The 13,579-nt window shown below is 72.8% G+C and carries 11 protein-coding genes; 7 read left to right on the top strand and 4 right to left on the bottom strand.

Going from position 1 to position 13,579, the window contains the following annotated elements; genetic code table 11:
- From ACWCSD_RS33955 to ACWCSD_RS33930, 6 genes are all read left to right on the top strand, one after another.
- Nucleotides 1-942 (top strand): ATP-binding cassette domain-containing protein (locus tag ACWCSD_RS33955; protein ID WP_449921056.1); only part of this gene is annotated, 942 nt, incomplete at its 5' end.
- Between the two features lie 40 nt (nt 943-982).
- The gene (locus ACWCSD_RS33950; protein ID WP_358285834.1) at nt 983-1,417 is read left to right on the top strand and encodes a winged helix-turn-helix transcriptional regulator; all 435 of its coding nucleotides are present in this window, start codon (nt 983-985) and stop codon (nt 1,415-1,417) included.
- A gap of 113 nt (nt 1,418-1,530) precedes the next feature.
- A complete protein-coding gene (locus ACWCSD_RS33945; protein ID WP_449921052.1) occupies nt 1,531-2,190 on the top strand; it encodes a sensor domain-containing protein in 660 nt (219 codons plus the stop codon).
- Nucleotides 2,191-2,247: 57 nt separating this feature from the next.
- Nucleotides 2,248-3,279: a DUF559 domain-containing protein gene (locus ACWCSD_RS33940; RefSeq protein ID WP_449921049.1), complete on the top strand. Its 1,032-nt coding sequence runs from the start codon at nt 2,248-2,250 to the stop codon at nt 3,277-3,279.
- A 3-nt stretch (nt 3,280-3,282) separates the two neighbouring features.
- Nucleotides 3,283-3,918 (top strand): hypothetical protein, encoded by a 636-nt coding sequence (locus ACWCSD_RS33935; protein ID WP_397165423.1) that lies wholly within the window; start codon nt 3,283-3,285, stop codon nt 3,916-3,918.
- On the top strand, nt 3,900-7,040 hold the full coding sequence (locus ACWCSD_RS33930) for an ATP-binding protein (RefSeq protein WP_449921045.1): 3,141 nt from the start codon (nt 3,900-3,902) through the stop codon (nt 7,038-7,040). Before ACWCSD_RS33935 ends, ACWCSD_RS33930 begins: the two co-directional genes overlap by 19 nt.
- 57 nt (nt 7,041-7,097) lie before the next feature.
- Here ACWCSD_RS33930 and ACWCSD_RS33925 read toward each other — a convergent pair whose 3' ends face one another.
- From ACWCSD_RS33925 to ACWCSD_RS33910, 4 genes are all read right to left on the bottom strand, one after another.
- Nucleotides 7,098-8,186, bottom strand: coding sequence for a hypothetical protein (locus ACWCSD_RS33925; RefSeq protein ID WP_449921042.1), 1,089 nt, complete (start codon nt 8,184-8,186; stop codon nt 7,098-7,100).
- A complete protein-coding gene (locus ACWCSD_RS33920; RefSeq protein WP_397165429.1) occupies nt 8,183-9,232 on the bottom strand; it encodes a TOMM precursor leader peptide-binding protein in 1,050 nt (349 codons plus the stop codon). The genes ACWCSD_RS33925 and ACWCSD_RS33920 overlap by 4 nt, the downstream gene beginning before the upstream one ends.
- 228 nt (nt 9,233-9,460) lie before the next feature.
- Nucleotides 9,461-10,030 carry a dienelactone hydrolase family protein gene (locus ACWCSD_RS33915; RefSeq protein ID WP_449921039.1) on the bottom strand — a complete coding sequence of 190 codons (570 nt, stop codon included), beginning with the start codon at nt 10,028-10,030 and terminating at the stop codon, nt 9,461-9,463.
- A 126-nt stretch (nt 10,031-10,156) separates the two neighbouring features.
- On the bottom strand, nt 10,157-11,818 hold the full coding sequence (locus ACWCSD_RS33910; RefSeq protein WP_449921036.1) for an endo-1,4-beta-xylanase: 1,662 nt from the start codon (nt 11,816-11,818) through the stop codon (nt 10,157-10,159).
- Nucleotides 11,819-12,080: 262 nt separating this feature from the next.
- Between ACWCSD_RS33910 and ACWCSD_RS33905 the strand changes: the two genes are divergently transcribed.
- A partial coding sequence (locus ACWCSD_RS33905) for an AMP-binding protein (RefSeq protein ID WP_449921033.1) occupies nt 12,081-13,579 on the top strand: 1,499 nt, incomplete at its 3' end.

The following is a 13,579-nucleotide window of genomic DNA, read 5'->3' as shown; positions in this document are numbered from 1 at the left end:
CGCCTGCAGCGGCTTCATCGACGATCGCGGCGAGGCCGGCACGTGCACCGCTCCCCGCGTCTCCACCGGGACGCCCTGCGCGTCCACGGTGAGCCCCGGCGGCTGCTGAAGGCCGTGCCGAGCCTGTCGTCGGTGCGGGTGGCCGAGCCCGGCCCCGAGGAGAGCGCCGAGGACCTGGTCGTGGTGGAGGACCTGCGCAAAGTGTTCCCGTTGCGGGGCGGCGCCGGGGAGTTCACGGCGGTGGACGGGGTCTCCTTCACGATCCCGCGCGGCCGTACCGTCTCGGTCGTGGGCGAGTCGGGCTCGGGCAAGTCGACCACCGCGAACCTGCTGCTCGGCCTGGACGGCATCACCTCCGGCCGGATCCTGTTCGACGGCACCGACCTGACCTCGCTCGGCCGCCGGGAGCTGTTCGCCTTCCGCCGCCGGGTGCAGCCGGTCTTCCAGAACCCGTACGCCTCGCTCGACCCCCGCTACACGGTCGAGAAGTCGATCGCCGAGCCGCTGCGCGTGCACCGGGTGGGCACCCCGGCCGAGCGCGCGCGGACCGTCACCGAGCTGCTGGAGAAGGTGTCGCTGCCGGCGTCGGTGGCCGAGCGGCTGCCGCACGAGCTGTCCGGCGGCCAGCGGCAGCGGGTGGCCATCGCGCGGGCGCTGGCGCTCTCCCCCGAGCTGGTCGTGCTCGACGAGGCCGTCTCCGCGCTGGACGTGCTGGTCCAGGCCCAGATCCTGGAGCTGCTCGCCGAGCTGCAGCGCGACCTCGGGCTCAGTTACCTGTTCATCAGCCACGACCTGGCCGTCGTCCGGATGATCTCGCACCGGGTGCACGTGATGCAGGCGGGCCGGATCGTGGAGAGCGGCACGGCGGCCGAGATCTTCGGCTCGCCGCGCGCCGACTACACCCGCGAGCTGCTCGCCGCCATCCCTGGACGGGCCGCCTGATGGTAAGTTGGAAATCCGGACCTACCTGAGCGGAGGGGCCTTGTCCCGCCCGAGAGAGTGCTCGATCGCCAACGCGCTGGCCGTCGTGGGCGAGCGGTGGAGCCTGCTGGCGATGCGCGAGATCATGCTCGGGGTGCGCCGCTTCGACCAGATCGCCCGCAACACCGGCGCCAGCCGCGACATCCTCACCGCCCGGCTGCGCAAGCTGGTCGAGGTGGGCCTGCTGGAGCGGGTGCCGTACGAGCGGCACCCGCCGCGCCACGAGTACGTCCTCACCGAGTCGGGCCAGGCCCTGCACACGGTCCTGCTCGCCCTGATGGACTGGGGCGACCGGTACGTCACCGAGGGCGAGCCGCCCACCGTGTGGCGCCACTCGTGCGGCGAGCCCCTGGAGCCGCTCACGGTGTGCGCGCACTGCCGGGAGCCGGTGCGTCCACAGGAGCTGACCGTGATCCGGGTGGACCAGCCGCGGTAGCGGGGACCGTTTCCCCAGGGGTCCGCCGGGAGGGGTGGTAGGGCCTGCCCTACCACGTAGTGGCCCGCCGCCAGGATCGAGCGCTCCCCCGCCGGGCCCGTAGCGTCGTAGCCATGACAACCCTCCGGCACCGCGTCGCCACCGACACCCGTTACACCCTGCTCGGCCTCCCCACGGCCGCCGCCTCCTTCACCCTCGCCGTCGCCGGAGTCTCGGCCGGTCTCGGCTCGGCGGTCGTGTTCGTCGGGCTGCCCGTCCTGGCCGCCACCGCCGCCATGGCCCGCCACTTCGCCGACCTGGAGCGCGCCGCGCTCCCCGGAGTGCTCGGCCACCCGATCGCCCGCCCCCGCTACGCGCAGACCCCCGCGGGGGCGGGTTCCTTCCGCCGCATGATGAACCCGCTGGCCTCCGGCCAGGCGGCGATGGACCTGCTGCACGCGATCATCACCTTCCCGGTCTCGCTGGCCGCCGCCGTCGTGAGCGCGGTGTGGTGGGCGGGCGCGCTGCTCGGCCTGACCTTCCCGGTCTACGGCTGGGCGATCGCCGCGATCCCCGGCGTGGACGGCGGCCTGCCCGCCCTGCTCGGCCTCGGCACCGGAACCGTGCCGTTCGTGGTGTTCAACACGGCGGTGGGCCTGCTGTTCGCGCTCACGCTCGTCCCGGTGGTGCGGACGGCGGCCCTGGTGAAGGCGAGCGTGTCCCAGGCCCTGCTGACCCGCGCCCACGTTCCGTCCGTGGAGGCTGCGTCCCCGGTCTGGGTGACAGCCCGCTAGGGACGGGGTTACCCTCCCAAGTGCCGACGTTTCCGATCTTGTGAGGGCAGGGAAGCCGTGCCGTCGTGGGCAGAGCTGCCGATCGGCCAGGTGGTACGGCTCGACGCCGACCCCGACGCCGTGGCGCTGGCCCTCGATCCCCTGCCGGACGACGCCCCGGCCGTCGTCACCTACTTCGCCGCCGAGGAACGTTCCGTCGCCGACCTGGCCGCCTCCGTCCTGCGTGAGCTGGACAAGGCGGCCATCGCGCTGTTCCCGGCCTGGTTACCGGGGGCCGAGGGCATCGAGGGCCCGTCCGGGGTGAACGTGGCCGCGGTCCAGGCGCTGGCCCTGCGCAGGGCCTCGGTGACCGGCCACTTCGGGCCGTTCCTCGCCGAGCTGGCCCGGCGGGCGCTGACGGGCGCACCCAGCGCTCTGGCGCCGGAGGTCCGGGCGGCGGGGCTGGTCAGGGTGCTGGCCGACAGCTTCGGCCGGGCCCGGCTGGCGGTCCTGGTACGAGTGCCGGACGGGCTCGGCGCGGCGGCCCGGGAAGTGCTGGTCGCCGGGTGCGAGTGGCTGGCGCACCGGGGCCGGGCCGGCGTCTGGCTGGCGGGCGCGCCCCTGCACGACGACCGCGTGCGGACGATCGCCACCCCGCTCCCCGCGAACCCGCTCCCGGCAGCTGCAGTTGGCGCCCGCGAGGCCGTCCCGGTTCCCGCGACCGCCGATCGGGCGCCCGCCGTCGCGTATCCGCCGGTGGCGGGCAGGCCGCATCCGGGCAGCGCGAGCGAGCGGGCGCTGGAGGCCGCCTTGTCCGCGCGGGCGTGGGCCGGGGGCCGGGCCTGGAACCAGACGTACCGGCCGGGGCCGCTGGCCGTGCCGATCCGGGTGGACCTGCTCTGGGAGCGGGAGCGGTGCGTCGTGGAGATCGACGGCCCCGACCACCGGGCGCCGGCCAAGTTCGCCGCGGACCGGCAGCGGGACGTGCTCCTGCAACTCGACGGTTACGCCGTGCTGCGCTTTCCCGATGCTCAGGTGATGACTGACATGGACACCGTCGTCCGTCAGATCGGCCAGTTTCTGCGGAACCGCCGCAGAGCGGAAGGATGAGATATGCCGGACAAAGGGCTGACCCTGCCCGAGTTCACTGCCCTGCTGGTGCTGGCCGTCGAAGCCCGCGAGGTCTCCAACAGCGAGCTCAAGGAGCACTACAGGCTGACCATCGACGGTCAGCGGCGGCTGAAGCTCAACGACCTGAAGCTGGTCGAGAGCCACCGGCCCAGGGGCGGCCGCGCCTTCGTGCACGTGCTCACCGACTCCGGGTGGGCCAGGCTGGCCGAGGACCTGCGGGCGGGGGCGATCCCGCCGCAGACCGGCTCGTCGGGGGCCATCGCGCGGGCCCTGCTCGAATGGCTGCCCCGGTTCATGCGGCGCACCGACCAGCGGCTGTCGGAGATCTTCCAGCCGGAGCCGGACGTCGTTCCCGCCGGTCTGGAGTCCCGCATCCGGGCCGCGTACGCCGAGCTGGCCGCCGCGCCCGGCTCGTGGGTGAGCCTGACCCCGCTCCGGCGGCTGCTCCCCGCCGTGCCGAAGCACGAGGTGGACGAGACGCTCGTCCTGATGGAACGCCTCCCGGACGTGAACCTGGTCCCGGAGTCGAACCAGAAGACGCTCACGCCCGAGGACCGCGAAGCGGCGGTGATCATAGGCGGGCAGGACAAGCATCTGCTGTGGATCGGCGAGCTGTGAGCGGCGGCGGCATCGCGGACCTGGCCGCGCTGACGTTCAACTACACCGAGGGCGCCGACGACGTGTGGCGCCGCTCCCCCTTCCACGTCGACGGCCTGCACGGCGCGTCGACGAAGATCCTCCTCGACGGGCTGGCCGAGGCCGCCCACCGGCCGGACAGCAGCCCCATCGGCGTGGTCGTGCAGGGCCAGCGCGGCACCGGCAAGACCCACCTGCTCGGCTGGCTGCGCGAACGCGCCCAGCGCGAGGACGGCTACTTCGTCCTGGTCGGCCTGCTGGACGCCAAGGGGTTCTGGGAGAGCATCGTGGTCTCCCTGCTGGACAGCCTCTCCCGGCCCCGCCACGACGGGCAGACGCAGCTCACCGTGCTCCTGGACCGCCTGGCCATCATGGCGGGGCTGTCCCGCATGGCCCGCCGCTCGATCACCGGCAAGCGCGGCCTCACCCGGGACGAGCTGGACGCCTTCGTCACCGCGTTCCGCCGCGTCGGGGGCCAGGTCGGCCGCGACAGCCAGGACGCCGCGCGCGCCCTGGTCCTGCTGGCCGGAGACGATCCGGGGCTGCAGGACCTCGGGGAGTCGTACCTGTCGTCGGCGCCCGAGGGCGAGCCGGGCGAGCGGGCCCGCTGGGGCATCCGGCAGCTCGGGCGCACGCCGCAGGAGATCGTCAGGGACCTCTCGCGGCTGATGGCGCTCACCGGCCCCACGATCGTCGCGGTGGACCAGATCGACCCGCTCGTCGCCCAGTCCCGGGTCACCACCTACGGCGGCGCCGGGCACGACCCGGCCGAGCAGCTCATGATCGAGCGCATCGCGGGCGGCCTGATGGCGCTGCGCGAGGTCACCCGCCGGACGTTGACGGTCGTGACCTGCATCCCCGCCACGTGGGCGCTCATCGAGCAGGTGGCGGTCGACACCGTGCGCGACCGCTTCCGCCAGGCGGTCCCGCTCATGACCATCCCCGACGCGGCCACCGCCCGCTCCCTGGTCGCCACGCGCTTCGAGGTGCAGTACGGCGAGGCGGGCGTCAAGCCGCCTTACCCGACGTGGCCGGTCCGGCCGGAGGCGTTCGAGCAGGCGCCCGGGTTCACCCCGCGCGAGCTGCTCATCCGGATCGACCGGCACGTCCGCGCCTGCCTGCTGGAGGGCGAGGTCAGGGAGCTGACCGGGTTCACGGCGGAGGCGGCGCCGCGTCCCGCTGACCACGCCGGCCCTGTCGCGGCGGCCGGCGCCGCCGATCTCGCCGCGCTCGACGCCCGCTTCGCCGAGCTGCTGGCGGCCGCGCAGGCTCCGGTGATCGACCAGGCCAGTGAGGACACCGCGATGCCCGCGCTGCTGGCCGCCGGGCTGTCCGCGTGGATCGCCGAGCGGGGTGAGGCCAGCCGGGCCTTCAGCCTGGACCCGCCGCCGAGCGCCAAGCCCCCGCTGCACGCCCGGCTGCGCCGCACGCTCGACGAGAGCAGGGAGGACGAGGTCCACTGGGCCTTCCGCGCGGTCAGCGCGACGCACGGCAACGCGGCGCTGAACCGCCTCCGCAAGGCGTGCGTGGCGGCCGGACTCGACGCGGAGGTGCCCAAACGCCGGTTGTTCCTGCTGCGCGACACCCCGTGGTCGCCGGGGCCGGCGACGCGGGAGGCGATCGCGGCGTTCGAGCGGGCGGGCGGCAGGACGCTGCGGATGAGCCGCCAGGACCTGCTGACCCTCGCCGCGCTGCGCGCCCTGGTCGCGGAGAGCCCGCCGGACCTGGCCGCCTGGCTCGCCGCGCGGCGGCCGACGTCCGGGATCGGCTTCCTCACCGAGGCATTGGCCGACGCGTGGAGCGTTCCCGCCGTACCGGCCCCCGGGATCCCCGTCACGGCGCGCAGCCAGGACGGCGGCGACCAGGACCACTCCCTGACGATCGGGCGGCGGATCGCGGACGGCGAGCCGGTGCGGATCGCGCTGGAGGCGCTGCGCAAGCACACCGCGATCTTCGCCGGTTCCGGCTCGGGCAAGACCGTGCTGATCAGGCGGCTGGTCGAGGAGTGCGCGCTGCGCGGCGTCTCCTCGATCGTGCTGGACCCGAACAACGACCTGGCCCGGCTGGACGAGCCGTGGCCCGAGCCGCCGCGCACGTGGGCGGAGGGCGACGCCCGCCGCGCCGAGGAGTACCTGGCGGCCACCGAGGTCACCGTCTGGACGCCGGGACGGACGGGCGGACGCCCGCTGAGCTTCCAGCCGCTGCCCGACCTGGCGAGCCTGGCCGGCGACCCCGACGAGTTCGCCGAGGCGGTCGAGGCCGCGGTCGCGTTCATCGTGCCGCGGGTCAGGCTGGACGCCAACACCGAAAAGGCGCTGCGCGGGCAGGCCGTGCTCAGGCGGGCCCTGGCCGCCTACGGAGGCGGCGGCGCGACCAGTCTGAGAGGGTTCGCGGCGTACCTGGCCGACCTGCCGGACGGGGTGAGCGAGCTGGCCAGCGCCCGGCGCATCGCGGCGGACCTGTCCCAGTCGCTGACCGCGGCGATGGACAACGACCCGCTGTTCGGCGGGGCCGGCGAGCCGGTCGATCCCGGGTTGCTGGTGACGCCGCCGCCGGGCCGGCGGGCCCGCGTCTCGGTGATCAGCCTGGCCGGGCTGCCGGGCCTGGAGCAGCGGCAGAGCTTCGTCAGCCGGCTGCAGATGGAGCTGTTCGTCTGGTTCAAGCGGCACCCCGCCCAGGACCGTCCGCTGGGCGCGCTGTTCGTCATGGACGAGGCGCAGACGTTCGCGCCCGCGGCGGGAGGCGCGTCGGTCTCCACCCGCAGCACGGTGCTGCTCGCCTCCCAGGCCCGCAAGTACGGCCTGGGCCTGGTCTTCGCCACGCAGGCGCCCAAGGGGCTGCACAACCAGATCCCCGGCAACTGCGCCACGCAGTTCTTCGGCCTGCTGAACGCGCCGATCCAGATCAGCGCGGCCAGGGAGATGGCCCAGTTCAAGGGCGGCGGCGACGTGCCGGACATCTCCCGGCTGGGCGCGGGCGAGTTCTACGTGGCCGGTGAGGGCGGCGGGTTCTCCAAGGCGCGCGTGCCCATGTGCCTGACGCACCACCCGAAGGCACCGCTCACCACGGAGGAGGTCGTCGCCAGGAGCCGCGGGGGCGCCTGATCGCCACGGTCCCGGCCGCGGAGGGGGCGGCCGGGACCGCGCCCTACGTCAGCCGTCTCAGGAGGACGAGCGAGCCATACTGCGGGTGGAGGCGAGCAGGCGGCGGCCCAGGACGGCCAGGTAGAGCGCCCAGCCGGCGCCGACCACGGCCAGGGCGGCGACCGGCTGCCAGCCCGGCAGCTCCTCGACGGCCCGGCGGCACACGGCGACCGTCACCGGGACCGTGTAGAGCGCGAAGAAGGCCAGCCCGAGCACCCGCCCTGCCACGAGGAACCAGGCGTACACCCGGACGCCGCGCGGCGCCGTACGGGTGCGCCGCGCCCGCAGGTACGCCTGCGCGTCAGCCATGAGGTTCTTGTTGCCGCCGGCGTTGGCGATGGCGTAGTAGACGTCGGTGCGCATGAAGAACAGGAACTGCCAGGCGATCTGCGACAGGCAGATGACCACCACCAGCCGCACCACGGGCAGGTCGGCGGCGTACAGGACGCAGGTCCCGGCGCAGGCGAGGAACCAGTCCACCCGCATGCCCGCCAGGTGGGCGCGGTAGCGGGCGCGCCTGGGCACGCCCCAGATGCCGGTGATCCTGGTCTGCACGACGAGGAACTGCAGGCGGGTGCCGAGCGACAGCTCGGCCCGCACGCCGAGCGACCGGGCCGCGGCGATGTGGCCGAGCTCGTGGACCAGCACCAGCAGCCAGGAGCCCGCGGCGAAGGCGACGGTGAAGGTGAGGCTGTCCGACCAGACCAGCGAGGAGAACGACGGCAGCACGCCGGGCCTGGCGACCGCCGCGGCCAGGGCGCACACGGTCAGCGCGGCCAGCACGGCGTGCGCCGGGCGGGAGAACAGCCAGGCCACGTGGCCGGGCCTGATCCGGTCCCACAGGTTGGGCGGACGCCGGGGCCGGCTGAGCAGCCCGGCCGCGCCGAGCCCGGTCACGAACTCGGCGACGTCCACGTCCAGACCGCTTTCGGCCAGCACCAGGGCGCGGGCCTCGGCGGCCGTCCTGGTGCCGTCGAGCGCCTCGACCACGGCCGCCGCCACGCCGGGCACGTTGACGAACGTCTCGCCGTTGCCGATGACGTAGTCGTCCGGGCCGTCGGCCACCACGCTGAGGAACGACAGGTCCGTCAGCGGCTCGGCCTTCACCCGCACACCTCGCAGCCGTCGCGGCGGTCGAAGTCGTAGGCCGTGGTGGTCAGCGTGAGCAGGTCGAGCCAGAGGCTGCGGCCCTCGACGGCGGGGTCGCCGGTGCCGGTCAGGAAGCGGATCACCTCGGACGCGAGCATGCCCGACACGATCCCGCACAACGGCCCGAACGACGGGATGGCCCGTCCGGGGTTGTCGTTGGCCGGCAGGACGGTGGAGCCGTACCGCGCGGCCAGGGCGGCCTCCTGGCAGGCCAGACAGCCGGTCTTGCCGGGCACGACCAGCGGGCCGAGCAGGCCGACGTGCTGGTTGAAGCCGCCGGTGACGAACGGCGTGCCGGCCCGCACGCAGGCCTCGTTGACCCAGCGGCGGATGTGCGGCTGCGGGGTGTCGACGGTGTTGACCACGAGGTCGGCGTCGGTGACGACGTCGGAGGGTCCGGTGATGCGCCGCTCGACGCGCGTGACGCGGACGTCCGGGCAGTGCTCGCGCAGCCGGCGGGCGGCCGCGGCCGTCTTGGGCTGGCCGAGGTCGCGGACGGTGTAGAGGTGCTGGCGGTGCAGGTTGCCGATCTCGACGCGGTCGTCGTCGAGCAGGGTCAGGCGGCCGACGCCGGAGGTGGCGAGGTGCAGGGCGACCTGGCCGCCGATCGCGCCGGCGCCGAGCACCGCCACGTGCCGGCCGGCGAGGTCGCCGAGCGCGGCCACGGCCCGGTCGGCCGGCTGGAACATGGCCATGAACAGCGCGAACCTGGACAGTCTGGCGTCGGCGGCGAGTGTGACCAGCTCGGCGTCGGTGACCAGGAAGCGGGCCGCGCGCAGCTGTTCGACGGCCGAGTCGATCTCGGCGGGGGTGAGGTCGTCGAGGAGGTCGTACAGGTCGGACTGCTCGACGGGGGTCTCGGCGCACAGGCGCAGCAGGCGGCGCAGGGGTGGCGGCGCAGGGTCGAGGATCTGGCCGGTCGGGGGGAAGTCGCCGAGCCGTACGCGCCCGCGGGCGTCGTCGATGAACAGGGGGAAGACCGGATTCACCTGAATCCTGGGCATGAAGGCGGCTCCCGGGCGAGTGAGGGCCTCCCGCGGGGTCGGGCCGCGTCGCGGGAGGCCCGAAGAGGTCAGCAGCTGTTGCTGTTTCCGGTGGTCTCGACTTCTTCGACCTTCTTGATCTCGATCGTCATGAGCGATCCTTCCGTCGATCTTGATGGGCCGATGAGATCATAAAGTAAAGATCGCCCCTTTTGATAGACCCAAGTACGAAATATCCGCGAAATCGTCTTATATCCGCGCAATAAAGTCGCGGGATCGTTTCCACATAAGCGCCGCCGACTCTTCGGAGTATCCGGGAAGATCGGGATCGGCGAACAAGTGCACATTTCCCGGATAAATGAAGCACTCGAATAACGGCCCGAGCTCCGTCCGCAGGCTGCGGACGTCACCGGCGTCCACCCACGGGTCGCCCTCCGCGTAGTGGAGCTGCACCGGCACCGAGACCGGCCACCCCTGCGCGCTCACCTCGGCCACGGCCGCGCAGCCGTGGTAGAGCAGCAGCCCCCGGGCCAGCGGATGCGTGGCGGCCAGGAGCTGGGCCCCGAACCCGCCCAGCGAGAACCCGGCGAACACGACCGGTCCGCGCACCTGCGCGGCGATCTCCCGCCAGCGGCGCGCGAGCTCGTCGAAGCCGATCGCGTCCCGTTTGCGCAGTCCGGATTCGAGGTCGTCGAAGACCTCGCCGTCGTAGTAGTCGGGCGTGCGCACGACGTGCCCGCCCGCGCGAAGCGCCTCCGCGGCCCCTGTTACCCCCGGTCGCAGGCCCTGTGCGGAGTGCAACAGGATGATCTCTGCCATGTGCACTGTGTACCACCGCGCGCAGGCCCCACCAAGGGCCCCGTTCGGGCACCCTCCCGTGCCCCCGCCGCGCCGGCGGGCGGGTCCCCGGGCGGTGGCCATGTCCGCCCGGGGAGGTTGCGCGGGTCAGGCGCAGGTGTAGGCGGACGGCGTCGCGGTGTCGCCGCCCGGCCTGCTGACCTGGAACCCGAAACTGGTGCTCGCGCCGGGCGCGAGCGTGCCGTTGTACCCGGCGTTCCTGGCGGTGACGCTCTGCCCGCTGACGGTGACGGCGGCGTTCCAGGAGCCGGTCAGGGTGTGCCCGGCGGGCAGGGTGAAGGTGACCGTCCAGCCGTTGATCTGGGACGTGCTGGTGTTGGTGACGGTCACGGGCTGGATGACGTACCCGCCGCTCCACTGGGTCTGCACGGTGCCCGCGGCGGTGCAGCCGCCTCCGCCGCCCCCGGTGAGGGTGGTGAAGGTGACCGACGGGGACTCGCCGGACAGGTTGCCCGCGCCGTCGCGCGCCCGCACGTAGACCTGGTACTGGGTGCCCGCGGTCAGGCCGGTCAGGTTGATGCTGTTGCCGGTGGACTGGCCGAGCCGGGTGTCGGTGCCGCCCTGCTCGCGGTAGACGTCGTAGCCGGCCAGGCCGCTGCCGCCGGTGTCGGTGGAGGCGGCCCAGGTGAGGGTGGCCGAGCTCGCGGTGACGTTGCCCGCCGTGGGGGCGCCCGGCGTGCTGGGCGGGGTGGTGTCGGCACTGGTGCCGCCGGCCAGGGCGTCGTGCACGGCGGTGTACGACGGCTTCTGCTGGTAGCTCTCGTTGTAGATCAGCGCGGCGCCCTGGCCGGGGAAGGTGTCGGGCACCCAGGAGTACTTGTCGGTGAAGCCCCAGATCGTGACGCCCTGGCAGGCGGTCACCGCGAGGCAGGCGTTGACGACGTTGCGGTAGTAGGTGGCCTGGGTGGCGTCCTTGGTGGCGTCCCTGGGGGTCTGCATGCGCACGTCCAGCTCGGTGATCCGGACCTGGACGCCGAGGGCGGCGAAGCGCTGCAGGTTCTGCTGGAAGTCGCTGGGGAAGCCGTACTGGATGGCCAGGTGGGACTGGAAGCCGACGCAGTCGATCGGCACGCCCTGCTGGCGCAGCGAGGAGACCAGGTTGTAGATCGCCGTGCTCTTGGCGTTGATGCCCTCGGTGTTGTAGTCGTTGATGCACAGCTTGGCGTCGGGGTCGGCGGCGCGGGCGGCGCGGAAGGCGTCGGCGATGTAGCCCGAGCCCAGCGTGTTGTACCAGAACGACGTGCGCAGGTTGCCGTTGTCCTCGAAGACCTCGTTGACCACGTCCCAGGAGACGACGGCCGGGTTGTCGGCGAAGTGGCCGACGACGTTGGCGATGTGGTTCTGCATGGCCGCGCGCATCGCGGTCGCGCTCAGGCCCTGCACCCAGCCCGGCGTCTGGTTGTGCCACACGAGGGTGTGGCCGTGCACCTGCTGGTCGTTCTGGGCGGCGAAGGCGACGATCGCGTCGGCGCCGGAGTAGTTGAACTGGCCCTGGCTGGGTTCGGTGGCGTCCCACTTCATCGCGTTCTCGGGGGTGACCTGGCTGAACTCGGTCGCCGCGATGGTGCGGTAGGAGGTCTCGCCGGACAGCGGGGTGGTGGCGAGCGCCGTGCCGATGAACTTGCCCTTGGCGGACGCGTGCGCGCGCAGGGGCGCCGAGGCGTCGGCCGAGGTGGCGGGGAGGAGGAATGCTGCGAGAATCCCCAGCAGCGCGAGGACTCTGACGGACAGGGACGAGAGCACGGGCATCTACCTCCGGAGGCAGGCACTCGATTCCGAAACCTTTCGATCCCCAGCGGATCGCATCGCAGACGGTATTGACATGCAAGAGAGCGGTCAATGCCGATCGCGCGCCGCCGCCAAAAGAGCAGTTGACGAGCGAAAAATATCGGCTTCTACATGAAACTTTCATGGGCACCTCCGCCCAGGGTTTTGGCTGCTCTAGCGCGACGTACCTACCGGTCGGTACTGTGAAAGTCCAGAAGAATCGTCTGATGCGGGAGTTCTGCGCATGTCCCTTTCGCACGCCCAGGTCCAAGCCCAGCTCACCGGCCCCGGCCAGCTTTTCGAGACCGAGGAGATCGGCGACACCGGGGTACGCACGTGGAAGCACGCGCCGGCACACTTCCGCGCCCTGCTGGAGACCAGCAGGTTCCACGGCGAGCAGGTCTTCCTGGCCTACGAGGACGAGCACATCACCTTCGAGGAGCACTTCCGCCGCGCCGCCACCCTCGCCCGCCGCCTGGTCGAGGAGTACGGCGTCACCAAGGGCGACCGCGTCGCCATCGCCATGCGCAACTACCCGGAATGGGTGGTCTCGTTCTCGGCCGCGCTGGCCGCCGGAGCCATCGCCGTACCGCTGAACGCCTGGTGGACGGAGGCCGAGCTGGCCTACGGCGTGCGCGACTCGGGGGCCAAGGTGCTGATCGCCGACGGCGAGCGGGCGATCAGGCTGGCCTCCACGGGCGTGCCGATGATCGTGACCAGGGGCGAGGCGCCCGAGGGCGCGCGGTCGTTCGGCGACGTGCTGGGCGAGGTCACCGCCGACGTGCGGCTGCCCGACGTGCGGCTGCCCGACGTCGAGCTGTCCCCCGAGGACCCGGCGACGATCTTCTACACCTCCGGCACCACCGGCCGGCCCAAGGGCGCGCTGGGCAGCCACCGCAACCTTGGCCAGTCCCCCATGACCGTGGCCTACGGCCTCGTCCGCTCGGTCACCATGGCCGGCAAGGACGCGGGCGCGGCGGCGAGCGTGCGCCGGGTGACGCTGCTGACCGTGCCGCTGTTCCACGTCACCGGCTGCTTCTCCGCCATGATCACCTCGATGTTCACCGGCGGCGGCGTGGTGCTCATGTACAAGTGGGACCCCGAGCAGGCGCTGCGGCTGATCGAGCGGGAACGCGTCACCACGATGATCGGCGTGCCGACCAACGCCTGGCAGCTCATGTCGCACCCCGACTTCGGCAAGTACGACCTGTCGTCGCTGACCACCCTCGGCTACGGCGGCGCCCCCGCCCCGCCCAAGCTGCTGGAGCGCATCACCACGAACCTGCCCGACCGCGCCCCCTCCAACGGCTACGGCATGACCGAGACGACCGCCCTGGCCATCGGCAACGGCGGCGCCGAGTACCACGCCAGGCCCGACAGCATCGGCATGCCCTCGGCCGTCGTGGACGTGCGCGTGGTGGACCCCATGGGCGCCGAGCTGCCCGCCGGCGAGGTGGGCGAGCTGTGCGTGCGCGGCCCGAACGTGATCATGGGCTACTGGAACCAGCCCGAGGCCACGGCGCAGACGTTCGTGGACGGCTGGCTGCACACCGGCGACCTGGCCAGGATCGACGAGGAGGGCTTCGTCTACATCGTGGACCGCGCCAAGGACATGGTGATCAGGGGCGGCGAGAACGTCTACTGCGCCGAGGTCGAGGCCGCCCTGTTCGAGCACCCGGCGGTGGACGACGTGGCGGTGATCGGCGTCCCGCACGACGAGCTGGGCGAGGAGGTGGGCGCGGT

The organism is Nonomuraea sp. NPDC001684 (genome assembly GCF_053596515.1).
Note: the sequence above shows the minus strand (reverse complement) of the source record. Positions and strands in the feature narration are given on the sequence as shown.

What these genes read in the sequence shown, in the direction of transcription:
- ACWCSD_RS33945 (WP_449921052.1), top strand. Translation starts at nt 1,531, where the DNA reads ATGACAACCCTCCGGCACCGCGTCGCCACCGACACCCGTTACACCCTG.
- ACWCSD_RS33935 (WP_397165423.1), top strand. Translation starts at nt 3,283, where the DNA reads ATGCCGGACAAAGGGCTGACCCTGCCCGAGTTCACTGCCCTGCTGGTG.
- ACWCSD_RS33920 (WP_397165429.1), bottom strand. Translation starts at nt 9,232, where the DNA reads ATGCCCAGGATTCAGGTGAATCCGGTCTTCCCCCTGTTCATCGACGAC.
- ACWCSD_RS33915 (WP_449921039.1), bottom strand. Translation starts at nt 10,030, where the DNA reads ATGGCAGAGATCATCCTGTTGCACTCCGCACAGGGCCTGCGACCGGGG.
- ACWCSD_RS33910 (WP_449921036.1), bottom strand. Translation starts at nt 11,818, where the DNA reads ATGCCCGTGCTCTCGTCCCTGTCCGTCAGAGTCCTCGCGCTGCTGGGG.